This window comes from Acidimicrobiia bacterium, from assembly GCA_009694375.1.
Classification (GTDB): domain Bacteria; phylum Actinomycetota; class Acidimicrobiia; order Acidimicrobiales; family VFJN01; genus VFJN01.
The window spans coordinates 114,346-140,848 of record SHVB01000004.1; the positions used below are offsets into that span (position 1 = coordinate 114,346).

General features: G+C 64.9%; 22 protein-coding genes and 1 pseudogene. 17 read left to right on the forward strand and 6 right to left on the reverse strand.

The window, feature by feature from the left end:
• Positions 1–3: 3 nt before the first annotated feature.
• From EXQ71_04440 to EXQ71_04480, 9 genes are all read left to right on the forward strand, one after another.
• A complete protein-coding gene (locus EXQ71_04440; GenBank protein ID MSO86755.1) occupies positions 4–900 on the forward strand; it encodes an alpha/beta fold hydrolase in 897 nt (298 codons plus the stop codon).
• Positions 791–2,050 carry a CoA transferase gene (locus tag EXQ71_04445; GenBank protein ID MSO86756.1) on the forward strand — a complete coding sequence of 420 codons (1,260 nt, stop codon included), beginning with the start codon at positions 791–793 and terminating at the stop codon, positions 2,048–2,050. The genes EXQ71_04440 and EXQ71_04445 overlap by 110 nt, the downstream gene beginning before the upstream one ends.
• A 75-nt stretch (positions 2,051–2,125) precedes the next feature.
• Positions 2,126–3,295: an acyl-CoA dehydrogenase gene (locus EXQ71_04450; protein ID MSO86757.1), complete on the forward strand. Its 1,170-nt coding sequence runs from the start codon at positions 2,126–2,128 to the stop codon at positions 3,293–3,295.
• 10 nt (positions 3,296–3,305) lie between these two features.
• Entirely contained in the window at positions 3,306–4,442 is a 1,137-nt protein-coding gene (locus tag EXQ71_04455; protein MSO86758.1) for an acyl-CoA dehydrogenase, read from the forward strand.
• A gap of 40 nt (positions 4,443–4,482) precedes the next feature.
• On the forward strand, positions 4,483–5,865 hold the full coding sequence (locus EXQ71_04460; GenBank protein ID MSO86759.1) for a hypothetical protein: 1,383 nt from the start codon (positions 4,483–4,485) through the stop codon (positions 5,863–5,865).
• Complete coding sequence (locus EXQ71_04465) at positions 5,866–8,001, forward strand: ABC transporter permease (protein ID MSO86760.1); 2,136 nt, start codon at positions 5,866–5,868, stop codon at positions 7,999–8,001.
• Positions 7,998–8,714, forward strand: coding sequence for an ABC transporter ATP-binding protein (locus EXQ71_04470; protein MSO86761.1), 717 nt, complete (start codon positions 7,998–8,000; stop codon positions 8,712–8,714). The genes EXQ71_04465 and EXQ71_04470 overlap by 4 nt, the downstream gene beginning before the upstream one ends.
• Positions 8,707–9,420, forward strand: a complete 714-nt coding sequence (locus tag EXQ71_04475; protein ID MSO86762.1) for an ABC transporter ATP-binding protein — start codon at positions 8,707–8,709, stop codon at positions 9,418–9,420. Before EXQ71_04470 ends, EXQ71_04475 begins: the two co-directional genes overlap by 8 nt.
• A 34-nt stretch (positions 9,421–9,454) precedes the next feature.
• Positions 9,455–9,820 carry a hypothetical protein gene (locus EXQ71_04480; protein MSO86763.1) on the forward strand — a complete coding sequence of 122 codons (366 nt, stop codon included), beginning with the start codon at positions 9,455–9,457 and terminating at the stop codon, positions 9,818–9,820.
• 48 nt (positions 9,821–9,868) lie between these two features.
• On the opposite strand, the gene EXQ71_04485 is transcribed toward EXQ71_04480, so the two are convergent.
• The 3 genes from EXQ71_04485 to EXQ71_04495 form a co-directional block, all read right to left on the reverse strand.
• Positions 9,869–11,314 (reverse strand): aldehyde dehydrogenase, encoded by a 1,446-nt coding sequence (locus EXQ71_04485; protein MSO86764.1) that lies wholly within the window; start codon positions 11,312–11,314, stop codon positions 9,869–9,871.
• Positions 11,315–11,346: 32 nt separating this feature from the next.
• The gene (locus EXQ71_04490; GenBank protein MSO86765.1) at positions 11,347–12,984 is read right to left on the reverse strand and encodes an acyl-CoA synthetase; all 1,638 of its coding nucleotides are present in this window, start codon (positions 12,982–12,984) and stop codon (positions 11,347–11,349) included.
• A gap of 144 nt (positions 12,985–13,128) precedes the next feature.
• Positions 13,129–14,565 (reverse strand): wax ester/triacylglycerol synthase family O-acyltransferase, encoded by a 1,437-nt coding sequence (locus EXQ71_04495; GenBank protein ID MSO86766.1) that lies wholly within the window; start codon positions 14,563–14,565, stop codon positions 13,129–13,131.
• Here EXQ71_04495 and EXQ71_04500 point away from each other — a divergent pair.
• The 3 genes from EXQ71_04500 to EXQ71_04510 are packed head-to-tail and all read left to right on the forward strand — an operon-like array spanning position 14,483 to position 17,782.
• The gene (locus tag EXQ71_04500; protein MSO86767.1) at positions 14,483–15,895 is read left to right on the forward strand and encodes an alpha/beta hydrolase; all 1,413 of its coding nucleotides are present in this window, start codon (positions 14,483–14,485) and stop codon (positions 15,893–15,895) included. The genes EXQ71_04495 and EXQ71_04500 overlap by 83 nt on opposite strands.
• 57 nt (positions 15,896–15,952) lie before the next feature.
• A complete protein-coding gene (locus EXQ71_04505) occupies positions 15,953–17,185 on the forward strand; it encodes an acyl-CoA dehydrogenase (GenBank protein MSO86768.1) in 1,233 nt (410 codons plus the stop codon).
• Positions 17,186–17,188: 3 nt separating this feature from the next.
• Complete coding sequence (locus EXQ71_04510) at positions 17,189–17,782, forward strand: TetR/AcrR family transcriptional regulator (protein ID MSO86769.1); 594 nt, start codon at positions 17,189–17,191, stop codon at positions 17,780–17,782.
• Between the two features lie 6 nt (positions 17,783–17,788).
• On the opposite strand, the gene EXQ71_04515 is transcribed toward EXQ71_04510, so the two are convergent.
• Entirely contained in the window at positions 17,789–19,336 is a 1,548-nt protein-coding gene (locus EXQ71_04515) for an acyl-CoA synthetase (GenBank protein MSO86770.1), read from the reverse strand.
• A gap of 121 nt (positions 19,337–19,457) precedes the next feature.
• On the opposite strand from EXQ71_04515, the gene EXQ71_04520 reads away from it, so the two are divergent.
• From EXQ71_04520 to EXQ71_04540, 5 genes and pseudogenes are all read left to right on the forward strand, one after another.
• The gene (locus tag EXQ71_04520; GenBank protein MSO86771.1) at positions 19,458–20,540 is read left to right on the forward strand and encodes a Zn-dependent alcohol dehydrogenase; all 1,083 of its coding nucleotides are present in this window, start codon (positions 19,458–19,460) and stop codon (positions 20,538–20,540) included.
• Positions 20,485–21,512, forward strand: a pseudogene (locus tag EXQ71_04525) (DNA-binding protein). Before EXQ71_04520 ends, EXQ71_04525 begins: the two are co-directional and overlap by 56 nt.
• Positions 21,356–22,567 carry a lipid-transfer protein gene (locus tag EXQ71_04530; protein ID MSO86772.1) on the forward strand — a complete coding sequence of 404 codons (1,212 nt, stop codon included), beginning with the start codon at positions 21,356–21,358 and terminating at the stop codon, positions 22,565–22,567. The pseudogene EXQ71_04525 and the gene EXQ71_04530 overlap by 157 nt, the downstream one beginning before the upstream one ends.
• 5 nt (positions 22,568–22,572) lie before the next feature.
• Positions 22,573–23,733: a thiolase domain-containing protein gene (locus EXQ71_04535; protein ID MSO86773.1), complete on the forward strand. Its 1,161-nt coding sequence runs from the start codon at positions 22,573–22,575 to the stop codon at positions 23,731–23,733.
• On the forward strand, positions 23,730–24,491 hold the full coding sequence (locus tag EXQ71_04540) for a glucose 1-dehydrogenase (GenBank protein MSO86774.1): 762 nt from the start codon (positions 23,730–23,732) through the stop codon (positions 24,489–24,491). The genes EXQ71_04535 and EXQ71_04540 overlap by 4 nt, the downstream gene beginning before the upstream one ends.
• A 45-nt stretch (positions 24,492–24,536) precedes the next feature.
• On the opposite strand, the gene EXQ71_04545 is transcribed toward EXQ71_04540, so the two are convergent.
• Positions 24,537–25,601, reverse strand: a complete 1,065-nt coding sequence (locus tag EXQ71_04545) for a (2Fe-2S)-binding protein (protein MSO86775.1) — start codon at positions 25,599–25,601, stop codon at positions 24,537–24,539.
• Positions 25,598–26,473: an amidohydrolase gene (locus EXQ71_04550; protein MSO86776.1), complete on the reverse strand. Its 876-nt coding sequence runs from the start codon at positions 26,471–26,473 to the stop codon at positions 25,598–25,600. The genes EXQ71_04545 and EXQ71_04550 overlap by 4 nt, the downstream gene beginning before the upstream one ends.
• Positions 26,474–26,503: the final 30 nt, after the last annotated feature.

Genomic DNA, 26,503 nt, shown 5'->3' on the forward strand with positions numbered 1-26,503 from the left:
TAGGTGGCCGCCCCGCACCTTCTGCCTGAACCCCCTCTACCGCGCGGCGAACGCATCGAACTCCCCGGTCGTGGCTCCAGTTTTGTGCGGGTGGTCTCGGGCCCGCCCGGGGCACCCACGGTCGTGTTATTGCACGGCTGGATGGCCAGCGGTGGGCTCAACTGGTTCAACGCCTTCGAGGCACTATCGCAGCGTTACAACGTGGTTGCTCCTGATGCTCGTGGTCACGGGCGAGGGATTCGTTCCCGTCGGCGCTTCCGGCTGGCCGACTGCGCCGACGACGTGGCCGTGCTCATCGAGGAGTTGGATACCGGGCCCGTGATTGCGGTGGGCTATTCCATGGGGGGACCGATCGCCCAGTTGTTATGGCACCGGCATCCCGAGCATGTGCAGGGCATGGTGCTGTGCGCCACCGCCTATCGCTTCGTGGCGGGAGCCCGGGAGCGCTTCGTGTTCGCGTCATTGATGGGCACGGCGGCTGGGACTACCCGGGCCGGTGCGGTGTTGGCTCGATTGCCGGTGGCCTCGCTCCGCCGATGGGGTCCGCACGGCTCCGCAAGCCCGCCCAGCACGATGTCGTCGTGGGCGGCGGGCGAGATGGGCCGTCACGACATCGTCAAGATCATGGAAGCGGGTGCAGCCATTGGGAATTACAACGCCCATCGGTGGATCAGCGATATCGACGTGCCGACCACGGTGGTGGTCACCGAACGGGACCATGCCATCGACGCCCGTGAGCAGCGCAAGATGGCGGCGCTGATTCCCGGCGCGGTGGTCCAGGGTGTGGAGGATGGCCACGTGGTGTGCGCCAAGCGCGAGTTCGGACCGATCATGGTGCGGGCGGTGGATTCAGTCCACGATCGGATCGTGGCGGCGCGCTCCCGCGGCGCGGCTGGCTGAATACGTCACGGTGGGTCCGCTCCAAGGCATACGGGTGGTCGAGATTGCCGGGCTCGGTCCGGCCCCGTTCGCCTCGATGGTGCTCGCCGATCTCGGCGCCGAGGTGGTGCGCGTGGATCGAACCAACGCGGTGGGCGGAGATCCGAGAGCGGCCCGCTACGACATCTTGAGTCGGGGTCGACGATCAGTGGCGATTGATCTCAAGGCCGAGGGCGGCGCCGAGGTGATACTGCGCCTCATCGCCCAGGCCGACGTCCTCGTGGAGGGGTTCCGCCCCGGGGTGGCCGAGCGATTGGGCATCGGCCCGGAGGTATGCCTCGAGCGCAATCGGCGCCTTGTCTACGGCCGCATGACCGGATGGGGACAGGACGGCCCCCTCTCGGCCACCGCTGGTCACGATCTCACGTACTCAGCGGTGGCGGGAGCGTTGGCGCACATCGGGCGGGCCGGTCAGCTGCCCACACCCCCCTTGAGCCTGGTAGCCGATTTCGGTGGCGGCGGGATGTTGCTCGCCCTGGGCGTGGTTTCGGCCCTTCTTCACGCCCAGCGCACCGGGGAGGGACAGGTAGTAGATGCCGCCATGGTCGACGGCGTCGCGCTCTTGATGGCCCCGTTCTTTGGCGCCAACGCTATGGGTTACTGGTCTGACGAGCGGGGTACCAACCTGCTCGACTCGGGCGCACCGTTCTACGACGTCTACCGCTGTTCCGATGGGCTCGAACTGGCCGTCGGGGCCATCGAGCCCCCCTTCTTCGCCGCCTTGCTCGAGGTGCTGGATCTCGCCGCCGATGAGGTGCCCGATCAGAACGATCAGACCCAGTGGCCGCGCTTGCGCACGGTGCTGACCGAGGCCATCGGGAGTCGCTCGCGCCCGGAGTGGCTGCACCGCTCGGAGGGCCGCGACGCCTGCATCGCCCCGGTCTTGACGATGGGGGAGGCCCGGGAGCATCCGCATGTGGTGGCGCGGGGCACCATTGCCGCCCCCGATGGCGTTCCCCAGCCTGCGCCCGCCCCTCGGTTTTCTGCCACGCCGGCCGCCCTCGGTGCCCCTCCGGCGGTGCCGGGTCAGCACACCGATGCCGTGCTGGCCGACTGGGGGTTCAGTCCTGACGAGCGCGACCGTCTGCGGGCGAACGGGGTCGTTGCCTGAGCGATTATTGGCATCTGACGGTGTGTTAGAAAGAACTGGAACACGTTCTACTTCCCCGTCAGGAGGGCCACGACGATGTATGTCGCCTACACCGATGATCAAGAGACCTTGCGTCATGAACTCCGGGAATATTTCTCAGACCTCATGACGCCTGAGGTGACGGCGGAGTGTGCCGAGGGCGAGACGGGCGGTCCGGCGTGTCTCGCCGCCGTGCGCAAGATGGGGGCCGATGGTTGGCTCGGAATCGGCTGGCCGGTGGAGTACGGGGGGCAGGGCCGCACCGATGTGGAGCAGTTCATCTTCATCAACGAAGCCTGGCGAGCCGGTGCGCCCATACCGTTTCTGACGATTAACACGGTTGGTCGCACGATCATGGACTACGGCTCGGAAGCCCAGAAGCAGTTCTTCTTGCCCAAGATCCTTGCCGGTGAACTGCATTTCTCCATCGGCTACACCGAGCCCAACGCCGGAACCGACCTCGCTTCCCTCACCACCAAAGCCGTGAAGGACGGCGATGAGTGGGTCATCAACGGGCAGAAGATCTACACCTCGCTGGCTAGCTACGCCGACTACATCTGGTTGGCAGCCCGCACCGATCCCGATGTGAAGAAGCACGCCGGAATCACGATTTTCCTCGTCCCTACCTCGGACCCGGGTTTCTCGTACTCGAAGATCGAAACGATGGTGAACGCCAGCACGTATAACACCTTCTATGACGACGTCCGCGTGGGGGACGACGCCATCGTGGCGGATGTGAACAAGGGCTGGAACCTCATCGTGAACCAGCTGAACTACGAGCGGGTCTCCTTGGGTCCTCCCGGGACGGTGGAGCGGGTCTTTGACGAGGTTCGCCAGTGGGCGCAGGACACCAAACGGCCTGATGGGTCGAGGGTGGTGGATCAAGAGTGGGTCCAGATCAGCCTGGCCCGCGTGCACGCCAAGTTGGAGTTTGTGAAGCTCATCAACTGGAAGGTGGCCGCCGCCGGTGGCGCCAATCCCGCCGATGCAAGCGCCACCAAGGTCTTTGCCACGGAGTTCTACACAGAGGCCTACCGCCTGTTGATGGAGATTCTTGGCCCCACTGCGTATTTGAGCAGCGGCTCCAGTGCCGCCATGCTCGCCGGGCGCCTAGAGCGTGCCTTCCAAGGCTGTCTGATTCTCACCTTCGGAGGCGGCGTAAATGAGGTGCAGCGGGACCTGATCGCCCTATTCGGAGCGGGCCTGCCCCGCGTGCCGAGGCACTGAGGAGTTTCGGATGGACTTCACCTACAGCGACGAACAACAGGCGATTGCTGAGCTCAGCTATCGCATCCTGTCCGAGCAACTCCCCCCCGAGGTGCTACGCGACCTGGAACGAAGCGGCGAGTGGTTTGCCGACGACGTGTGGTTGGCCCTCGCCAAGGCCGACCTACTCGGCATCGCCCTGCCCGAGGCCGATGGGGGCGGCGGTTACGGCCTCATCGAGGCGTGTGTGATTGCCCAGCAAATCGGCCGCACCGTGGCGCCGGTGCCGTACCTGGCCACCATCGTGGCGGCGGCGATGCCCCTGGCGCACTTCGGCTCCGACGAGCAACGCAAGCGGTTCTTGCCCTCGGTCATCGATGGCTCGGTCACCCTGTCTTTCGCCCTGTATGAGCCCGAAGATGTGGACGTGCCTGTGCTCCCGGCGACCCGGGCGATGCCTGAGGGTTCGGGCTGGCGGCTCGACGGGGAGAAGTCGTTGGTGGTGGGGGCCAACCGTGCCGCCGTCATGCTCGTGCCGGCGCGCACCGGCGAGACCACCTCGGCGGTTTTTCTCGTGGACCCGCAGGCGGCGGGCGTATCTCTCCAGCGGGAGACGGCGGTCACGGGAGAACCCCAGTGGGGGGTTCAGCTCGACGGAGTACTGGTGGATGCTGACGACCGGCTCGGCGAAGCGGACCAGGGAAAGCAGATTGTCGACTGGACGTCCGCCCGCTGGGCGGCGGCCATTTGTGCCACCCAAACGGGTGTCTGTGAGGAGGCGCTGGCCATCACCGCCAAGTACGTGTCGGAGCGCGAGCAGTTTGGCAGCAAACTCGGCACCTTCCAGGCGGTGGGTCAGCGAGTAGCCGATGCCTACATCGACACCGAGGCCATCCGTCTCACCGCCATCCAAGCCATCTGGCGACTCTCTGAAGGTCTCGAGGCTGATGACGAGCTCATGACGGCAAAGTTCTGGGCCGCCGATGGAGGTCAGCGGGTGGTGCACGCCGCCCAGCACCTCCACGGGGGCATCGGAGTGGATCTCGACTACCCGATCCATCGCTACTTTCGCTGGGCCAAAGTGCTCGAACTTACCCTCGGTGGTGCCACGGCGTCGTTGCAACGCCTCGGCATGAATTTAGCGGCCCACCCGGTCGCTGGGTCCTGAGTAGTCTCCAGCGCGAGAATGTTGCGTTCCGTTCCGGCCAATGCCCGCATACTGCTCCCAGGGGGGATCACCCATGAGATACGTCCGAGGTTGTTCAGCGCTGGTAGCGCTCCTGTTGTTGGCTGGAGCCTGCGGGCGTAGCGACGATAACGCCAATCCAAACGACGCTGATCCCACCAGCACGACCGCCGGTGCCGATGGCGACACCCTGTTAGCCAATGGCGGGTTCGGCGATCTGGTGGCCATCTGTGAGAAGGGCGATGCCACCGGGGCCACCGCTCAGGGTGTGACCGACACCGAGATTCACGTCGGTACCGTCTCGGACAAGGGCGGCCCCGTGGCGGGCCTCAACGAGGAGATGTACGACACGTCGGTCGCCTTCGTGAAGTGGTGCAACGAGAAGGGCGGCATCAACGGACGCAAACTGGTACTCGACGACATCGACGCCAAACTGTTCGAATATGAGGCCGCCATCACTGCGGCCTGCGAAAAGGATTTTGCCGTGGTGGGCGGTGGGGCGGTATTCGACAATGACCCGAATGGCGTGCGGGTGGCGTGCGGGATGCCCAACATCCCTTCCTACGTGGTCTCGAAGGAGGCCCGGGGTGCGGAACTGCAGGTGCAGCCGGTGCCGAATCCGTTGGACCGTATTGGGGCGGGTCGCTATCATGCCGTGAAGCAGCAGTACCCCGATGCGCTCAGCCACTACGGGATCATGGCGAGCAATCTTCCGTCGGTCCTCCTGGTGCGCGACCAACTCCTTTCGGTGGCAAAAGACAATGGATTCAAGGTCGATTACAACGTGCTGTATGCCCCCACCGGTGAGACCGGCTGGGACAACTTCGCTCAGGAAATCAAGGCCAAGGGGATCAAGATCCTCGAGTACGTCGGCCAGCCTTCGGATGTGAAACTCCTCAACCAGGCCTTCAAGACCGCCGGGTATTACCCCGACGTGCTCATGCTGAGCACGAACTTCTACGACAAAAATTACGCCGCCGAGGCTGGTGCCTTCGCCGGAAATGTCTACATCCAGTCGGGCTACCACCCCTTTGAACTGGCTAAGGACAACAAGGCCACCCAGGACTTCCTCGACCTGATGAAGCAGTACAACCCCGATGGCAAGGTGGCCGTCCTGGGCACCCAGGGACTCTCGGCCTGGTTGCTCTTCGCCCGGGCCGCCAGCGCCTGTGGGTCTGAACTCACCACGACGTGTCTGATCAAGAACGCCGGGGCGACTCCATTATGGACCGGCGGCGGCCTGCATGCCCCTCAAACGCCGGGAAATACCGAGCCGTCGCCCTGCTTCTTGATCCTCAATCTGGACAAGGATGGGTTCAGCTACAACGAGAAGGCCACCGCTCCCACCGCCGGCGACAGCCTGTACAACTGCGATCCGAAGAACGTTGCGGACGTGAGTAGCTGAGTGGACCAATTCCTCAGCCTGACCGTGCTGGGGGTGTGCACGGCATCCATCTTTGCCCTGGCCGCCAGTGGGTTGGTGCTGACGTACACCACCACCGGGATTTTCAATTTTTCCCACGGTGCCATCGGCATGCTCGGAGCGTTCGCGTACTGGCAGATCCATGACGACTGGGGTTGGCCCACCCCGATCGCGCTGGTCCTGGTGCTTGGGGTGCTGGCCCCCCTCCTCGGGATGGGCATCGAGCGAGGCATCATGCGCTTTCTCACCGATGCCCCTGAGACGGTGCGCATCGTGGTCACCATCAGCCTGCTGGTGACGCTGTTGGGGGTGGGATTCTGGCTGTGGCCCGCGGAGGAACCCCATCCCGCCTCCCTGCTCTTCGGCGGCGAGAGTTTCACGCTGTTCAAGGTGGGGATCACCTACCACCGGGCGAGCGGGGTAATCCTGGGTATTTTAGTGGCCCTGGGCCTTCGGGTACTCCTTTATCGCACGCGGGTGGGCCTGGATATGCGGGCGGCGGTGGACAGTCGTTCCCTCGCCATGCTCAACGGGGCTCGGCCCGATCGGTCCGCTTCCCTGGCCTGGGCCATCGGCTGTTCCACGGCGGCCTTAGCGGGAATTCTGATCGCCCCGGCCCTCTCGCTCAACCACATCTCGCTTACGCTGCTCATCGTCAGTGCCTACGCGGCGGCCATGATCGGCCGCCTGCGTAGTCTGCCGATGACCTTTGTAGGGGCCTTGATCTTGGGTCTGGCCGACTCGTACGCCATCGGCTACATCCCCACGACTAACGCCTATTTCTCGGCCTTCCGGTTCGCCATTCCGGCACTGTTGCTGTTTATTGTGTTGCTGGTCCTGCCCAATCCGCAGTTGCGGAGCCGATCCATCCGGGCCTCCAAGGAAGCCATTCCGCGCACGCCGTGGAAAAACGCCTTCGCCATGGCGGCCGCCATTGTGATGGTGGCGGTGGTTCTGGCCAATGTGCTGGGCGACGCCGACTCCCTCCGGGTGGCCAAGATTTTTGGGATCGCCTTGATCGCGCTGTCCTTGGTGCCGCTCACCGGTTTTGGGGGCCAGATCTCGTTGTGCCAAATGAGTTTCGCAGGGATCGGTGCGATCGTGATGGCGCATCACGGCCAGGCGGGCCAACCGCTGGCCCTCGTGTTCGTGGCAATGATCTGCTGCGTGGTCGGCGGCCTCGTGGCCCTGCCCGCCCTGCGACTGTCGGGGATCTACCTGGCGCTGTGCACCGCCGCGTTCGCTCTCTTTCTTGATGTCTGGGTGTTCCGGCTGCCGGCGTTCGACCTCGGGCTATGGAACATCAAGTTCTTCGATCTTGGCATCATCGCCGTGAAGCCAGTGAACGTCCCCGGGGTCAACGATTCGTCGAACGCCGCGCAACTCGTGGTGCTTTCGGTGGTGTTCGCGCTGTTTTATCTCCTCGTGGTGGTGGTGCGGCACAGCAGATTTGGTGAGCGGCTGATGGCGATGAAGGACAGTCCGGCGGCCTGCGCCACGCTGGGACTGGATGTCACCCGGTTGAAGTTGGCCGTGTTCGGCCTCTCGGCGGCCATGGCCGGGGTGGGGGGCGCCCTGTTCGCCGGCACTCAGGGTTCGGTAAGTCCGGATCGCTTCTCACTGTTCGAAAGCCTGCCGCTTCTGCTCCTGGCGGTCGTGGGCGGCATCGGGACCGCCGCCGGTGCCCTGTTTGCTGGGCTCATCCTCGGCGGGCTACCCATCATCATTGGCATCTGGCCCGCCTTGGCCAGCCTGAATCGTCTCCTCCCGGGCACGATGGGCGTGGCCCTGGGTCGGAATCCCAACGGTGCTGTTCACGACATGAGTGCCCGCTACCGAGTGCTGTTGGGCGTGCCCAGCCTGCTGGCCGGCCTCGTGGCGGCCCTCACAGCGGCATCGGCTCTGGCGATGGCCGGTGTCATCTCCGGATGGGGGCTCACCTTCGCAGGGGTTTTGGCGCTAGCGGTGTTCCCCCCGGCCGCCGAGTTTGTGGTGGCCCGCCGCCGCCCCGACACCGCCGCCCCGGCGTTGGAGTGGGCTGGAATCGATGGTCCCTTCACCGGCGAGGATCTCGAGCGCGTGAATGAGGGGCTGCATCTCGAGGAGGTCTCGGTATGACCGCCCTGGAGGTGAAAGGTGTGAGCGTGAAATTCGGGGGCAGGATGGCGCTCACCGACGTCGACTTCAGCGCGACGGCCGGAACGGTTACCGGACTTATCGGTCCGAACGGTGCCGGGAAGACCACGTTGTTCAATGTCATCTGCGGCCTCCAGGCCCCCACGGCGGGTCAGGTCGCCATCGAGGGTGTCGACGTGACCCGTCTGCCGCCGTTCAAACGGGCCCGCCGGGGCCTAGCCCGCACCTTCCAGCGTCTCGAACTATTCGGACTCCTCACGGTGCGCGAGAACATCTACTTGGGGGCGTCGGTGGCGAAGCGGCCCCAGCCCGACGCGGTGGTGGCGGGTCTGATCGATCAGCTTGGCCTGTCGGCGGTAGGCGATGAGCGCACCGATCGACTCCCCACCGGTCAGGCCCGGGTGGTGGAGTTGGCTCGCGCCCTCGCCACCAGCCCTAAGGTGCTGCTGCTCGACGAACCCGCCAGCGGTCAGGATGAGCGGGAGACGGCGGCGTTTCGCATCGTTGTGCAGCAGGTGGCCGAGGGAGGGGTGGCGATCGTGCTGGTGGAGCACGACGTCCAACTGGTGATGGACGTGTGTAGCGCCATCCATGTGCTGGATTTGGGCAACGTCCTGGCCAGTGGGTCCCCGGCGGAGGTCCAGCAGGATCCGGCGGTTTTGGCCGCCTACCTCGGTTCGGTACCCCATGAGTGAGCTCCTGTTGGAGGTGCGAGGTCTTCGAGCGAGTTACGGCTCCATCGAGGTGCTCCACGGGATCGACCTAGAGGTGCCGGTGGGTTCCGTCGTGGCCGTACTGGGCCCCAACGGCGCCGGCAAAACAACGTTGCTGTCGGTGCTCGCCGGGCTCCATCCCGCCAGCGCCGGCGATGTGGTGCTGGGCGGTCGGCGGGTGAATGGAGCCCGGGCGGATTACCTTGCCCGGGCGGGGTTGTGTTTGGTCCCCGAGGGGCGAGGGATTTTTCCCAACCTCACGGTGCACGAACATCTGCGCATGGTCACCCATTCCGGACGGCCGCTGGCGGAGATCGAGGCGGAGACCTACGAGAGGTTCCCGCGCTTGTCCGAACGCCGGAGTCAGGTGGCCGGGACCCTGTCGGGAGGGGAGCAGCAGATGTTGGCCCTGGCCCGAGGACTCGCCGCTCGCCCGGGTCTGTTGATGCTCGACGAACTTTCGATGGGGCTCGCACCGCTCATCGTAGAAGAGCTTTATGCCCAGGTGGTTGCGATCGCCGCCACCGGCGTGTCGATCGTGGTGGTGGAGCAGTTTGCCAATGCCGTGCTCGGGGTGGCAGACATTGCGGCGGTGCTCGTTCATGGAAGTATCAAGACCGTGGGAACACCGGCTGAAGTCGAGGTCGAGCTCGGTACGGCCTACCTTGGGGCCACCATCTCATCATGACCATCTCTCCTCAACCTTCCGGAGTTCAGTGACCATGGACACCCAGCCCGACCGCATCGAGCAGTTCAAGGCCGACGTGGCCGAGATGAAAATCTCCGATCCGTCGGCGTCCCGGGACCAGATAGCCGCCCGGGTCGGGTTGGGGGCGATGGGGGTGGGCGTGGTCTTGCCGATCATCGCCTACGTGATGTCCCACGGCACCCAAAATGCTCTGGCCCAACGCGATGCCATCATCCTGGCTCTCGTGGGGGTGGCGCTGGCGGCGGTGGGCGCGGCGTTTTATCTGAAGGGCACGATGACGTCGTTCTTGCGCTTCTGGCTGGTGCGGGATCTCCATGAGCGCCGGGCCCAGACTGATCGCCTGTTGGCGGATCGCGAGCCACCTACCGCCAAGGGGTGAGCGGCCCCGACCGGATACCGGTCGGCACCGCTCACCGCGACGACGTCGTTACGTCTGGGGAACGATTGTCTTCTGCTCGATGTAGTGCTCGAGGCCTTCGCGACCGAACTCACGGCCGATGCCCGAGGCCTTGAAGCCCCCGAAGGGCGCCACGAAGTCCATCGTGTAGTGGTTCACGCCAAACGTGCCGGTGCGCACCCGACGGGCCACATCCATCCCCGCTCCGGTGGGATCGGCGGTCCAGACCGAGCCGGCCAAACCAAACTCGCTGTCGTTGGCAATGCGCACGGCATCGTCAACGTCATCGTAAGGAATAACCGTCAAGACGGGCCCGAAGATCTCCTCTTGGGCGATGCGCATCGAGTTGTCCACATCGGCGAACACGGTGGGCTGCACGTACCAGCCCTTGGTGATACCAGCGGGTCGACCGTTGCCACCCACCACGAGGCGAGCGCCCTCCTCCTGACCGAGGGCGATGTACTTCTCGACCCGCTCTTGCTGGCGCTCCGCCACCAGTGGGCCGATCTCGGTGGTGGGATCATCGGGGTCACCCACGGACATGGAGCGCACCGTTTCGGCGAGAGCATCCACCACCGCGGCGTAGTTCTTCCGGGAGGCGAGGATGCGGGTCTGAGCAACGCAGGCCTGGCCGTTGTTCATGAGGGAGGCGAACTTGAGGCCTTGCATGGTGAGGGAAATGTCGGCATCGTCGAGGATGACGGCGGCCGACTTGCCCCCCAGCTCGAGGCTCACTCGCTTCAGTTGTTCACCGCAGATCGACCCGATGATGCGTCCGGCGGCGGTGGACCCTGTGAAAGCGATCTTGTCCACACCGCGATGACGAACCAGGTGCTCGCCTACCTCTCGCCCGGCGGGAATCACACTCACAACACCTTCGGGGAAGCCAGCCTCATCGAGCAGTTCGGACATCAACATGGCATCGAGCGGCGTTTCGGGAGAGGGCTTGATAACGATGGTGGACCCGGAGAGCAACGCTGGGGCCAGTTTCGACATCGTGACAAACTGGGGCACGTTCCACGGCACGATGGCCCCCACCACACCCACGCCTTCGCCGCGCACGATCACGGGGGTGCCGAGCATGCCGGTGCGGGTTTCCTCCCACGGGTAGTTCTGGGCTTCGGTAATAAAACTGTTGAGCATCATCCACGCCGCAGGGGCCTGAGCCAGTTGCGAGAAACTGATCGGTGAGCCCATCTCGGTGGTGATGATCTGCGCCATCTCCATCATGCGAGCGGCGTAGAGGTCGCTGAAGCGCTGCACGGCGGCGATGCGTTCCTCAGTCGACAGGCGGGGCCAGTCGCCCTCGTCGAAGGCGGTGCGGGCAGCGGCCACGGCGTGGTCGATGTCGAGAGTGGTGCCTTCCGGTACCCGGCCCACGATCTCCTCACTGTGGGGCGAGATGACCTCGATCACGTCACTGCCCGTAGGCGCTACCCATGCGCCACCTATAAACAATTTTTCGTGGACCTGCATCGCTGCGCTCCTTAGTAGTGGATGGTGAATTGCTAGACGGCGATCTCGCTCTGTGCGACCTTGAGGGCCCAGGGATAATCTGGTTTGCCGCTCGGGGAGCGGACGATCTCGGGGACGTAATGGACCTCTTTGGGAATCTTGTACCCCGCAAGGTATCGGCGGCAATGGGTGGCGAGGTCATCAAGGCTGGGGTTCTGGCCGGGCCGGGCCTGGAGGACGACGGCCACTCGTTGACCCCACCGCTCATCGGGAACCCCGACCACGATGGCGTCGAACACGGCGGGGTGGGCCTTGAGGACACTCTCCACCTCTTCGGGGAAAATCTTCTCTCCCCCGGAGTTGATGCATTGAGAGCCGCGACCGAGGAGCGTGATCGTTCCGTCGGCCTCGAGGAGTGCCATATCCCCGGCGAGGGCGTAGCGCATCCCCGAGGGTCCGGTCACGAAGGTTTCCGCTGATTTCACCGGGTCCTTGTGGTACTCGACGGGCACGTTGCCCCGCCGGGCCAGACGGCCCTGTTGGCCGGTGCCGGCCAGGATTTCTTGGTAGTGCTCATCGAGGACCACCGCGTCGCGCGCAGCGGCCACAGTGGGTCCGCCGCCGCTGTTTTGGGTGTCGCCCTTGGCCACCGTGCGCATGCCGTTGGAGCCGGTCTCCGAGGAGCCGATGGCATCGATGATCATGAGGTTTGGGAACGCTTCGAGGTACTGATCCTTCACGGTGGGGGAGAAGATGGCGGCGGTGGACGCGAGGACGAACATCGATGAGAGGTCGAGGGTGCTCGGGCCGCCCATCTCGGTCAGCGCCTCGATCATGGGCCGAGCCATCGCATCGCCGGTGATAGCCACCGTGTTGATGCCCTCGCGTTCGATCGTGCGCCACACCTCGGTGGGGTCAAACCGCTTGAGCATCACGACGAAGTTGCCCTCAAAGGCAAATCGCAGGAATCCCCACTGGGCGGCACCGTGCATCAACGGGGGCAGGTTGAGGGAGCGCAGCGGGCTCTCCACCGAGGTGGCTTTTTCGGCCAGCGTCCACTCGCTGTCCACCCGCTCATTGCTGTAGGCGTCGATCCCACCGCCGAGGGCGAAGAACACATCCTCATGGCGCCACACCACCCCTTTGGGCATGCCGGTGGTTCCGCCGGTGTAGATGATGTATCGATCGTCGTCCGAGCGCGGCGCAAAATCACGGGTGGAGGAGCCCGACGCCATGGCGTCTTCGAAGGCAACCGACCCGAGAGCGGTGAGGACGGCGGAGGGGGCGGGACTGTCATCGTCGATGTGGATGAGATGTTCGAGGAGCGGCAGCGACTGGCGCACGGCCTGAATCCGAGGGGCAAAGCCCTGGTCGTAGATCACGGCCTTGAAGTCGGCGTTGTCGAAGAGGTACGCCAACTCATCCTCGACGTATCGGTAGTTCACATTCACCGGTACCGCCCGGATTTTGTAGGCCGCCAGGGCAGCCTCGATCCATTCGACGCTGTTGGAGCCGTACACGCCGATGTGGTCGCCGGGGCCAATGCCCTGGGCCATGAGGTGGTGGGCGAGTTGATTGGCTCGGCCCTCGAGTTGCGCGTAGGTACGCCGCTGTTCCCCCACAACCAAGACTTCTCGATCAGCCACCGAATCGACGGTGTGCTCAAAGAGATCAGCGATGTTGTACGCCATGGCCCCTCACGTTACGTCCGCGCGAGCGGACTCGCCCAAGTTGCGGCGGCCAGGGCCCGATTCGATGGACCGTCGGGGCTGCTGGGCGTGGTCAATGGAGGGGGCTGCTGGCCACCGGAGTGCGGCAAAACGGGTGGCCCAGGGTTAGGCGGAGCGCGCCCTGCGGGGTTTCGCGACCACCGGGCGGACTTCGATGGCGGCGAGAAGTTCGGCCATGGCCGCCTCCACGTGCGTGACGAGGGACCAGACATCAGGGACGAGTTCGCGGCACACCATGAAGCCGATGTCCACGTTGTCCATGTAGGACAGCACGGTGATGTTGAGACCGGCTCCTTCCATCACCGGCCCCATCGGCAGCGTGTATTCGAGTTGTGCCCCGGCGTAGTAGAGCGGAAACGGCGGTCCGGGAACGTTGGAGATCACCACGTTGTGGATGGGACGGTGGCGGTCGCTCAGATTCATTCCGGAATAGAGGCGAGCGGCGAGGGCGAAGGTGGTGGGGGCGGCATGCTCCGCCCAGTCCTGGAGCAGGTTGGCCCCAATGACGTTGTGGTCGGCCTTCGCCCCCTTAGTCGTGGCGTGGATGACCCGGAGGCGTTCGAGTGGATCGGCCACATCGGTGGCCAGGGTCGTGAACATGGCTGACACTTTGTTGTTGGTTTCTCCCGCTTCCTCGTCGCTGCGGACCGATACCGGGCACACCGCCACCAACGGTGCCTCGGGCAGGGCATCGTGGGCGAGGAGGTAGCGCCGCAGGGTGCCTCCCATGAGCCCGAGCACCACGTCGTTCACCGTGCAACCGGCGGCGTTTTTTATCCTCTTCACGTCATCGAGCTTCACCCGGGTGAAACTCATCCGCCGGTGGGGGGTGATCGACCGGTTCCACGGCGTAGGGGGCGCAGTGAGGGGTATGGCCCCCACCACGGTGTCGCTGTCGCGGTGGCGCGCCACCAGCGTGTTCAGGGTGCGGACAGTGGATCCCAGCAGCGGCAGGAGGCGCGCCTGGCGACGCACCCTCGAGGAGAGGGCATGGCTCATCATTTCAAGATCGGAGGGGATCGGCTCGGGCTGGCGCTCCTCGGGAGGGTCGAGTTGGCGGCCGCCGGGCTCCACATCGAACAGGTTGACCATCAATTCGGCGCCCGACACGCCGTCCACGGCGCAGTGGTGCATCTTGGTCACCACCCCGATGTTGCCATCGGCGAGATTCTCCACCACGTAGAGCTCCCACAGGGGTCGGCTGCGGTCGAGCGGTGTGCTGGCGATCTGTGCGGCGACCTCCGCCAACTCCTGATGCCCACCCGGAGCCGGCGCTCCGATCCGTCGAATGTGGTAATCCAGATCAAAGTCGGGGTCCTCCACCCAGATCGGGTGGTTGAACCGGAACGGGACCGTCACGATCCGACGGCGGAACGGCGGGACGAGGTGGAGGCGCGAGGCGATGAAGTCCTTGATCTTGGTGAACTCGTAGCCACCCGGCATCGTGGACGGGTCGAAGATGGCTGTCATAGCAACGTGCATGTGCATGCTCGGTGTTTCGAAGTACAAAAATGAGGCGTCCAGCCCGGAAAGTCGTTCCATTTCTCCAGTATTGACTACCGGGCCCGACTTCGCCCAGGGAACCCGGAACGGGCACAATGGGAAAATGATCTGGGCCTTCTTGGCGGTGAGCGTGTTGGGGCTTCTTCATGCCCTCAACGGACTGTTCCCTCGCAAAACGCTCACTCCCGTGGCCATGTGGAGCTTCATGGCGGCGTGGCTCACCAATGAACTGGTGTGGCATCACGTGTTCATGGGCCTGTTGTGGACGGCGTTGTTCGTGGCCCTCGGGGTGGTTGGATCGGTGCTCGGAGCAGTGGCGTTGGCGATGATGGCGATGACCGAAGTGCTGCTCGTTTACAGCGCCCGCATTGGTCATCGCACCGCAGCGGCGATGCAGGAGGCGTTGGCGCCCATCGGACCGCCCCCGGCGGGCCCGAAGTTCCCGATCCTCCACCTCATGTTTCCCTTCCTCGTGGGTCGCCGCCGGGGTCTCCGTAAGCAGCGCGACGTGCCCTTCGCGATGGCGGCGGGCCGCACGATCAAACTCGATGTAACCATTCCCTCGGCACCGGTACCCGGGGGAGGAACCCGACGACCGGCGCTCATTCAGATCCACGGTGGTGGGTGGGTCATCGGCGACAAACGGGAGCAGGGCCTTCCCCTCCTCACCCACATGGCGGCACAGGGCTGGGTCGGCTTCAACGTGAACTATCGGTTGAGCCCGGCGGCCACCTTTCCCGATCATCTCGTGGATCTGAAAGCGGCGTTGGTGTGGATCCGCCAACATGCTGATGAGTACGACATCGATCCGGACTTCATCTGCGTGACGGGCGGATCGGCCGGTGGGCATCTCACCGCCCTCATGGGGCTCACGGCGGGAAATCCTCGCTTCCAACCCGGGTTTGAGGACGCCGATACGTCCGTGGCCGCCGCCGTGCCGTTTTACGGGATCTACGACTTCACCCCCGGCGGCACGTTCGGATCCCATCCTGAGATGTACCATCGGTTCCTCGAACCCATTGTGATGAAGGCATTTGTGGCCGATGAGCCCCGGCGCTTCGAAGAGGCCTCGCCGGTGCACCATCTATCGGATTCGGCTCCGGCTTTCTTGGTGGTGCACGGCGATCACGACACGCTGGCGCCGGTCGAAGACGCCCGCATCTTTGTGGAGAGGCTCCGGGCTGTCTCAACGCAGCCGGTCCTCTATGCCGAACTCCCCGGAGCCGAGCACGCCTTTGAGGTATTCCCCTCCGAGCGCGCCGCACGGGCGGTGGAGGGGGTGGCCCAGTTCCTCTCTGATCGGTGGGAGCGCCGCCCCGCCCCGCAGGAGGCAGGGTTGCCCGCCGACGCGCCCGTCCTCGTGGAGTGATCACGGGTGATGCCCCCGATGGAGCCCACCGACTAGAACCTGTTCTAGTCTGAGAACGTGGATTTCGACGATACGGCCGAGGAAGCGGCGATTCGGGCCGAGGCGCGGCAGTGGTTGGAGACCGCCGCGATCCCCAAAGGCCACCCCGAGGATTTCTCGGCCGGGATGTGGTCGGCGGAGTATCCCGAGAGCGTCTATGTAGAGCGTTGCCGGGCTTGGCAGAGGGTGCTCCAGCAGGGCGGGTGGGCAGGGATTACCTGGCCCACCGAGTTCGGAGGTCGGGGCGGTCGCCCCATCGAAGCCGCCATCTTCAACCAAGAGCAGGCCCGCTTCGGGGTATCCAACGGCGTGTTCGCCATCGCCATCGGCATGGTCGGTCCGACCCTCCTCGCCCACGGGACCGACGAGCAGAAGCGTCGATTTCTCCCGCCGATGCTGCGCGGCGACGAGGTGTGGTGCCAACTCTTCAGCGAGCCCGAGGCCGGTTCCGACCTGGCCAACCTCACCACCCGAGCCACCCGCGACGGGGATGAGTGGGTGGTGACCGGGCAAAAGGTGTGGACCTCGGCGGCTCACCGGGCCGAGTGGGGAATCCTCTTGGCCCGGACCGACCCGGCGGCGCCCAAGCATCGCGGGATCACGTATTTCCTTGTGGCGATGACGTCCCCCGGGGTGGAGATCCGTCCCCTGCGGCAGATGACCGGAGACGCCCACTTCAGTGAGGTGTTTCTCGACGAAGTGCGCATTCCCGCCACTCAGGTGATCGGCGAGGTGGGGGAGGGGTGGTCGGTGGCGCGCACTACGCTCGCCAGTGAACGCAGTGCCATTGCCGGGGGATCCGGGGGGGCCGACCCGCCCGGGTTGATTGCCTTGGCCCAGCAGTGGGGTCGAGCGCAGGATCCACTCGTGCGCCAAATGGTGGCGGAGACGTACCTGCGGAGCGAGGTGTTGCGCTTCTTGCGCCTGCGGGCCCAGACGGCGCTGTCCCACAACGTGCGCCCCGGAGCGGAAAGTTCGGTGATGAAGCTGGCCTACGGGCGTTTCATGGTGCAGATGACCACCACCGCTCTGCACATCCAGGGCGCCACCGCCATGCTGTCCGACCCGGCGTTGTTGCCCCGCGGTGGGGTGTGGACCACCAAGTTTCTCCATTCGCCCTCGCTGCGGATTGCCGGCGGGTCGGATCAGATTCAGGGCAACATCATCGGCGAGAGGGTGCTGGGTCTTCCGGCGGAGGCCCGGGCCGACAAGGACACCCCGTTTCGTGATCTCCCCAAGGCTCGTCGGTAGGTTCTGGCCGTGGCGATTGCGTCGGAGGTGCTCACCAAGAGTCAGGCGGCCCGTCGCCAACGCGTGTTGCTGGCGGCCCTCGAACTGGGCGCTCAGGGGGGTTACGACGCCGTGCAGATGCGAGACGTGGCCGGGCTGGCCGAGGTGGCCCTCGGCACGATTTACCGGTACTTCCCCTCCAAAGACGCTCTGCTGGCGGCCGCCATGGTGGAGTGGATGGAAGATCTCGAACGTCGGGTAACCGCTCGCGCCCCGGAGGGCGACACCATCGCGGAGCGAGTGTATGACGTGCTGCGCCGAGCGGTGGCCACGATGGAGCGCCAGCCGAAACTGGCGGAAGCCGTGGTGAGGGCGCTGACCTCGGAGGATCGCGTTGCCGATGGTGCATCCGGGGCCACGAGTGAGGTGATGCAGCGGGTCATGCTGCGCGCCTTTCCGGCGGGAACCGACCGCGAGACCGAAGCCGACATCGCCCGAGTACTCGGCCACGTGTGGTTCTCCTGCCTGGTGGCCTGGATCAGCGGGGTGGGGGACCTGGTGTGGGTGGGCGAGGAACTAAACACCGCCTGCCACCTGCTCTGCGATCATCTCGGCTGAGAGGGATCAGATCGCTCGCTCCCGACCTTCCCAGTACGGATCGCGGAGTTGGCGCTTCAAGAGTTTCCCGGTTGGCTCCCGCGGGAGTTGGGCCATGAAGTCGATCGACCGCGGCCACTTGAATTTGGCGAGCCGTCCCTCGAGGTGCGCCATGATCGACGCCGCCAGTTCGTCGCCGGGCGCTTGCCCCGGCACCGGTTCGACGACCGCTTTGATCTGTTCGCCCATGTCGTCGTCGGGAATCCCGAAGACCGCCACGTCGCCCACCCCAGGGTGGGCGAGGATCTCGCCTTCAATTTCGGCGGGATAGATGTTTACGCCTCCGGCGATGATCATGTCGCTCTTGCGGTCGCAGAGGAACAGGAACCCGTCGGCGTTCAGGTAGCCGACATCGCCGACGGTGAAGAACCCCTCGGCGTCGTGGGTGTCGTCGGTCTTGGACTTGTCGCCCTTGTATTCGAAGTCCTGCCCGCCCATTTTCATCCAGATGGTTCCCGGGACGTCCGGACCCACCGGTAGGCGGTCGTCGTCGGTGATCTTCAGTTCCGAGATGGGCCACGGACTGCCCACCGTGCCTGGGTACTTCAGCCAGTCGGCCGGGGTGGCGGTGGTGCCCCCGCCTTCGGTGGCGCCGTAGTACTCCCAGATCACCGGACCCCACCAGTCGAGCATCTTTTGTTTCACATCGATAGGGCACGGGGCGGCGGCATGGATCGCCCAGCGCATCGAGGAAACGTCGTACTGGCTTTTTACGTCTTCGGGAAGCAAGAGCATCCGGTGGAACTGGGTGGGGACCATGTGGGTGTGGGTGACCGAGTGACGCTCAATTTGCTCGAGGGCGACGGCGGGATCCCATTTGTCCATGAAGACGACGCGGTGGCCGCTGTGGAGGGCATTCCCGGCGAAGGTAGTGACGGCGGTGTGGTAGTTGGGCGAGGTGCAAAGGTGTACCTGATCCTCGCGATGGGGGATCCCAAAGAGCGTAAAGAAGCCGGTGAACAATTCGGCCATGATGTCGGGGTCGGCATCATGGAGGTTGCGCTTCACCCCTTTGGGCCGTCCGGTAGTGCCCGAGGTGTAGTGCATGGCCGCCCCGGCCAGGCGGTCATCGGGGAGGGTGTCGGGTTGGCCGGCCAGGGCCAGTTCCGCATCCTGGAAGCCGTCGATGGATCCGTGGCCGAGACGGCTGCCGGCGGGGAGGCCGGCGGCGGTAGCCGCCGCCGCGATCACCTCGGCGTAGCGCTCGTGGGAGACGATGGCCTTGGCCCCGCAGTCCTCCAAGATGTAGGCGATCTCGGGCGGCGAGAGGCGGTAATTGATCGGCACGTAGTACCAGCCGGCCTGTAAGGCGGCGAGGTAGACCTCGATCGGGAGCACCCCGTTGGGCAGGATCGCCGCCACGGAATCGCCGGGTTCCAGGCCCAACGAGCGCAGGAGATGCACGTACTGGTTGGCCCGAGCCAAGAGGTCTCCGGCGGTGTGTTCGGTGCCGTCGGGATCGATCACGGCGACAAAGTTCGGCTCGGCCTGGGCGTACTTGTAAAAACCTGACATGGCGCGCTGTTCCCTCGGTTTCTCATTCGACGGAGACCCAGACTAGAACCTGTTGCAGTGTTGGCTGCAACCGGCACATTTCATCTGCCGCGATCGTGTGGCTTGCTCTTGAGGGGGATATATGCGTGCTGCGCTGCTCCGCAATATTGGCGATGCTAAACTTGAGGTTCGCGACGACCTTGGCCTGACGGCGGTGGGTCCGGGGGAAGTCAGGGTAAAGATCGAAGCCACGGGTGTGTGTCACTCCGATCTGTCCGTGATGAACGGCACGATCCCGCAGCCGGCGCCGTGCGTGCTCGGCCACGAGGGGGCGGGCATCGTCGCGGAGGTGGGCGAGGGCGTCACCACCGTTGCGGTGGGTGACCACGTGATCATCGCCTGGAGCCCTCCGTGTGGGGAGTGCGCCTACTGCGGTCCGCGTCATCAGCCCAACCTGTGCTTCAACATTCAGATGGTTATGGGCGGCACTCCGCACTTCACCCTCGATGGCGCCCCCGTGGCGGGGATGGCCGGGGCTGGCACCTTCGCCGAGGAGATGATCATCCCGCATCAGGGTGTGGTAAAGATCGACGACGACATCCCGTTGGAGATCGGCAGCCTCGTGGGGTGTGGCGTGATGACCGGTGTGGGTGCCGTGCTCAACACGGCCAAGGTCACGGCGGGGTCTTCGGTCGTGGTTTTCGGCTGCGGTGGGGTGGGCATCTCCTGCATCATGGGGGCCAAGGTGGCCGGTGCCTCGGTGATCGTGGCGGTGGATCTGAACGACGGGAAGCTCGAGGATGCGAAGCGCTTCGGCGCCACTCATTCGTGCAAGCCCGATGAACTCGACAGCCTGAAGGCCAGCCTCACCGGGGGGGAGGGATTCGACTACGCCTTCGAGGCCATTGGTTTGGCCAGCACCATGCGGGCGAGTTACGACAACGCCCGACGCGGCGGCACGGCCTGCATCGTGGGGGTGGGCAAACTTGACGAGTTCGTCAGCTTCTCTGCCTTCGAACTGTTCTTCTCGGAGAAGGTGCTCGTGGGCAGTTACTACGGATCCGCCGACGTCCGCACCGACTTCCACAAGCTCCTCGGCCTGTGGCGAGAAGGCTCACTCGATCTCGACGGCATGATCACCCGTCGCATCAAGCTCGACGAGATCAACGATGCCTTCGACGCCATGCAGCGCGGTGAAGTCATCCGCCAGGTCATCTCCTTCTAAGGTGAGCGACGATCCCGGTGTTCTCAGCGCCCCCCTCATCATCGAATACCCCTTTTCTCGTACCACTGGTCCTGTCATCGGCGCCTTTCTCACGGGGTTGCGAGAGAAGGTCCTCCTCGGGATCAAGGGATCCGACGGCCGCGTGATCGTGCCGCCCACCGAGTACGACAGTTTCACCGGTGAGGACCTCACCGAAATGGTGGAGGTGGGGCCGGGGGGCGAGGTGCTCACCTGGGCGTGGGTGCGAGAGCCCATGGCGAAACACCCGCAGTCGCATCCCTTCGCCTGGGCGCTGGTGAAGCCCGATGGCGCCGATGTTGGATTCCTTCAGGTTGTCGATGCCGGCTCCCCCGAGGCCATGGCGACCGGTATGCGGGTGCGGCCGCGTTGGGCGGCTGAACGAGAGGGTTCCATCCACGATCTTGCCTGCTGGGAGCCCGACGTCTGATGGCCGAGATCCAGATTCCCGCCGTGCTCGAGGGTAAGGAACTGGTGCGTTCGGTGCGCACCCCGGCCCGCATGGACTTCCTCTATACCGCCGGGGTGGCCACCACCCGATTCCTCACGGGCATCTCCGAGGGCAAGATCCTCGGAGAACGGGCGCCGGGGGGCAAGGTTTATGTGCCCTCCCGGGGCGCCGATCCACAACTCGGGGTGCCCACCACCGAACCGGTGGAACTGCCTCACGTGGGCACGCTCGTGAGCTTTTGTGTGGTGAACGTTGCCTTCTACGGCCAGGGGATGGAAATCCCGTACACCTCAGGGCTGATCCTGCTCGACGGATCAGACCTTCCCCTCATGCATCTCATTCAGGAATGCCCGGTGGAGGATGTGCGCATCGGCATGCGGGTGGAAGCAGTGTGGGTGGAAGCCCACGAGTTGGCCCCCAACCTCGAGAGCATTCGGTACTTCCGCCCCACCGGAGAGCCCGATGTGGTGGTTACCCAGCCCGGGGCGGGGGTGACGTGGTGATCGACGTGGCGGTTATTGCCTTCGCCCAGATGCCCAACGTTCGTGCCGAAACGGTGCGCAACGAGGTTGAGATGCTGATGCCGGTCATCGCTGACGTGCGGGCCAAGGCGGGCCTCACCCAGGCCGACATCGGCTTCACCTGTTCGGGCTCCACCGACTATCTCTCGGGCCAGGCGTTCAGCTTTGTGTCCACCCTCGACGGGGTGGCCCCGTGGCCTCCTATTCAGGAAAGCCACGTGGAGATGGACGGGGCCTGGGCGCTGTATGAGGCCTGGGTGAAACTGCAACTAGGCGACGTGGAGACGGCCCTCGTCTACTGCTACGGCAAGTCTGCCCCGGGCCCGCTGCATGAGGTGCTGTCGCGACAACTCGATCCGTACCACGTGGCTCCCTTGTGGCCCGATGCGATCAGCCTGGCGGCCCTGCAGGCCCGGATGCTGATGGAGGCGGGCAAGGCGACGGAAGCCGACTTTGCGGAGGTGGCCTCCCGCAGTAGGCGTAACGCCCTCACGAACCCCAATGCTCAACTGGCGTGGGATACGGCGGCGGCGGATCTGCTGGCGGAGCCGTGCCTCGTAGACCCTCTTCGCCGTAGCGACTGCCCACCGATCACCGATGGTGCCTGTGCGGTGATTCTCGCTTCGGGGGATCGGGCTCGTGCCCTGCGCCAACGACCGGCCTGGATTCGCGGCATCGACCATCGCATCGAGCCCATGGCGCTGGGGCTGCGCGATCTCACGGTGTCCCACTCCACTCGCACCGCGGCCGAGCGGGCCGGGGTGGGCAACGCTCCGGTGGACGTGGCGGAGTTGCATGCTCCCTTCGCCCCGCAGGAACTGATCCTGCGGGAGTCGCTGGGGTTATCCGATCACGCCAACGTGAACCCCTCCGGCGGCCCACTGGCCGCCAACCCGGTGATGGTGGCTGGCCTCACCCGTATTGGGGAGGTGGCGCAGCGCATCATGGATGGCACCGCCACTCGTGGGGTGGCCCACGCCACCTCGGGCCCCTGCCTCCAGCAGAATCTGGTCGCCGTGCTCGAAGGGGAGGACTGACCCGCATGCCCAAGGAACTTGTGGCCGTGGTGGGGGTGGGCCAGACGAAGCACCAGGCCACCCGCGGTGATGTATCCATGGCCGGCCTCGTGCGGGAGGCGGCCGCTCGAGCTCTGGCCGACGCCGAGATGACCTGGTCAGACATCGACGCCGTGGTGGTGGGCAAGGCCCCCGATTTCTTCGAGGGGGTGATGATGCCGGAGTTGTATCTGGCCGATGCCCTGGGGGCCACCGGCAAGCCGCTTTTCCGGGTGCACACCGCCGGGTCGGTGGGCGGGTCCACGGCGATCGTGGCGGCACAGTTGGTGCAGGCGGGTATCCACCAACGAGTGCTCACGGTGGCCTTCGAGAAACAGAGCGAGAGCGAGGCGATGTGGGCGTTGTCGATGCCCATTCCGTTCCAACCGCCGCTGCACGCCGGCGCGGGGGGTTACTTCGCGCCGCACATTCGCTCCTACATGGCTCGCTCGAATGCCCCGGACCACATCGGAATCCTCGTGGCCCTGAAGGATCGCCTCAATGCGCTCAAAAACCCCTACGCCCATCTTCACGAGCCCGACATAAGTTTCGACTCCATCAAGGACTCGATGATGCTGTGGGATCCGATCCGGTACGCCGAGACGTGTCCTAGTTCCGATGGGGCCTGCGCGATGGTGTTGGCCAGCGAAGCCGTGGCCGACCGGTCCACCAAGCCCGTGGCTTGGGTGAAGGGCACGGCCATGCGATCCGAACCCACAATGTCGGCCGATCGCGATCCGGTCTTGCCCCGGGGCGGGAGCGACTGCGCCGCTGACGTGTACAAGCAGGCGGGGATTACTGATCCTCGCCGCCAGGTGGACTGCGTGGAGATGTATGTGCCCTTCTCCTGGTTCGAGCCGATGTGGCTAGAGAACCTGCACTTCGCCCCGAGTGGCGAGGGCTGGAAATACGTTGAAGATGGCGTCACTGGTCTCAACGGAGACCTCCCGGTGAACATGTCCGGCGGGGTGCTGTCGTCGAATCCGATTGGGGCGTCGGGCATGCTGCGCTTCGCCGAGGTGGCGTTGCAGGTACGGGGGATGGCGGGTGACCATCAGGTCCCCGACGCCCGCACCGCCGTCGGCCATGCCTACGGTGGAGGTTCGCAGTTCTTTTCGATGTGGGTGGTCGGGGCCGATAAGCCATGACGGGCCGACTGGAAGGCAAGGTAGCGATCATCACCGGGGCGGCCCGGGGTCAGGGTGAGGCCGAGGCGCGTCACGCGGTGGCCGAAGGGGCGTCGGTGCTGCTCACCGATGTGTTGGACGCCGAGGGGGAGGCCGTGGCCGCCGACCTTGGCGCGGCGGCCGCCTACCGCCACCTCGACGTGACCTCGGAAGAGGAGTGGATCGCCGCGGTGGCCGACGCCGAGGAACGCTTCGGGCCGGTGACGGTGTTGGTGAACAACGCCGGGATCTTGGATTTCGGCTCCATCGAATACCAAGACGTCGAGAAGTTCCGTCGGGTGATCGATGTGAATCTCATGGGCACGATGATCGGCATGAAGTCGGTTACGCCGTCGATGCGTCGGGCGGGCGGCGGCTCCATCATCAACATTTCGAGTAACGGCGGGATCATGGGGCTGCCCGCCCTCGGTGCCTACGTATCGAGCAAGTGGGCTGTGCGCGGATTGTCCAAAACTGCCGCTATGGACCTCGGCAAGCGCGGCATCCGGGTGAACTCGTTGCATCCCGGTGGGGTGGATACGCCCATGACTCGCCTGCCGGGCCAGGAGCCCAATGAGACTTTGTTTGCCAAGAGCCTGCCGATGGGTCGTTTCGGCCACGTCGACGAGATCGCCAAGGTGGTGGTCTTCCTGGCCTCGGACGAAGCGAGTTATGTCACCGGCGCCGAATGGTCTGTCGACGGCGGCGCCACGGCGGGCGACCGCAGCCTCCTCGGCTAGCAGTTCGGCCCCCCGCCGGAGGTGGGGGGCCGTGGTGGCGGGCGGTCAGCCACCACCGAGGCGGGCACTGGCGGTGGCCTTGGCGGGGGCCTCGTCGGCGCGCTCGGGCCACCACGGCGGGGCGAATACCGTGCGTTCGTCGCTGATGCCCTCGGCATAGAACTGGGCGGCCCACTTGCGGAACTTCATGAACGGTCCGTCGTTGTCGGCCAGGGCCGGGCGCACCAAATGGGCCTTGTGTTCCCAGATCGGCTTGTCTTCCAGGAACTGCTTGTTCACTTCGCGCACGAAGGCCTGACCCACGTTTTGGGTGGTCTCTTCGTCGCCCATTGTCTTGAAACGGAAGTTGAAGCGGGTGATGCAGCGGTTGGCGGTGATGGGGGTGGTGGCGGCCAGGCTCACGGTGTCCACGATCCCGCCGAATCGCACGATGGCCAGCCCCGGACCCACCTGCTCAGAGTCGATGCGGCCCTCCATCACCCCTCGGGGAGTCACGAACTTCTGGACCGACTTCATTATGGTGCCCGGGAAACCGGTCTCGTAACTCACCAACTCCGGTACATCCGCGGTGTTGTGGACAAAGCGGAAATGGGCAGAGTCCACGCCGTTTTCGGCCATTTCCTGCCAGGGCGCCTCCACGGTGTGTTCGGTGCGAATGACGGTGGACCACTCCGGATCACCGTGAAACTCCGAGAGGGGGGGAATCTCCCACATCGGCTCCACCGCGGCATCGGGGTGATACCAGACGAGGCTCACACCGTTCACTTCGATCACCGGGAAGGTGCGCAGCGTGTCCCTCTTGTTCACGCGTTCGGAGTAGGGGATGGTGGTGTTGGTGCCGGTGGCGTCGAAGGTCCATCCGTGGAAGGGGCACCTGATCTCGCATCCCTCCACCGAGCCACCGTGGCCGAGATGAGCCCCGAGGTGGGGGCAGAACGGATCCTGCACGTGGAGCTCCCCGGTTTCATCTCGCCAGGCCACCAAGTGCCTATCGAAGTAGAAGATGGCGCGGGGTAGGGCGAGAGGAAAGTCTTCGGGGTAGCCGATGCAGAACCATCCGAAGGGAACCGGGAACGGGGAACGCGCGGGGGTTTCCACGGCGAGGGTCATGACGTCTCCAGGTTGAATACCCGCACGGCGTTGTGGCGGAGGAACTTCGGCCACACGTCATCCTTGAGCGGCACGTGGGGAAGTTCGGAGAAGATGCGCTCGAGGGATAGGCCCATGGGGAAGTACCCGGCGTACATCACCTTGTCGGCACCGCGACTGTTGGCGAAGTCGATGATGGTCGGCGGGTAGTAGCGAGGGGCGAAGGCCGAGGTGGAGTAGTAGAGATTCGGCCATTTGAGCATCAACTTCACCGCCAGGGCGTCCCAAGGTTCGGCGCCGTGGCGCATCACGATCTTGAGTTCGGGGAAGAACCAGCACACCTCATCAAGCAACTCGGTTTTCTGGCAGAGCATGGGCACCCGCGGTCCGGGCACGCCGGTGGTGATGCAGATGGGGATGTCGAGTTCGATGCACTTGGCGTAGATCGGGTAGAAGCGCTTGTCGTTGATGGGGACCTGCGGGGTCATGCCGGCGGGGAACGCACTGGCCGCTTTGATGCCGAGAGTTTCGTAGGCCTTGACGAGATCGCGTACGGCCTGCATCCCAAGGTTGGGGTTCACCTCATAGGAGGCAAAGAACCGGTCCGGGTGTTCGGTGACCGCCCGGGTGGAAGAGGCTCGGGCAAAACTTACGCCGAGCATCGCCCGGTCGATCCCGAAGTGGTCCATCTCGCCGAGGACCACCGCCACGGGATCGGCGTCGGCATCCATGTCTTGGGGGACGTCTTTGAACATGTATTGCGCCGGGAACTCCATGGCCTTGGATTCGTCGTCCATCAGGCCGGCACGCAGAAACCCGTACCACTCCTTTTTGGAACCTTCGGGAATGCCCAGCATCAGGTCGATGACGCCAACGTCGGAAGGAAAACCCATACCCATCAGACTAGAACAGGTTCTAGTCTG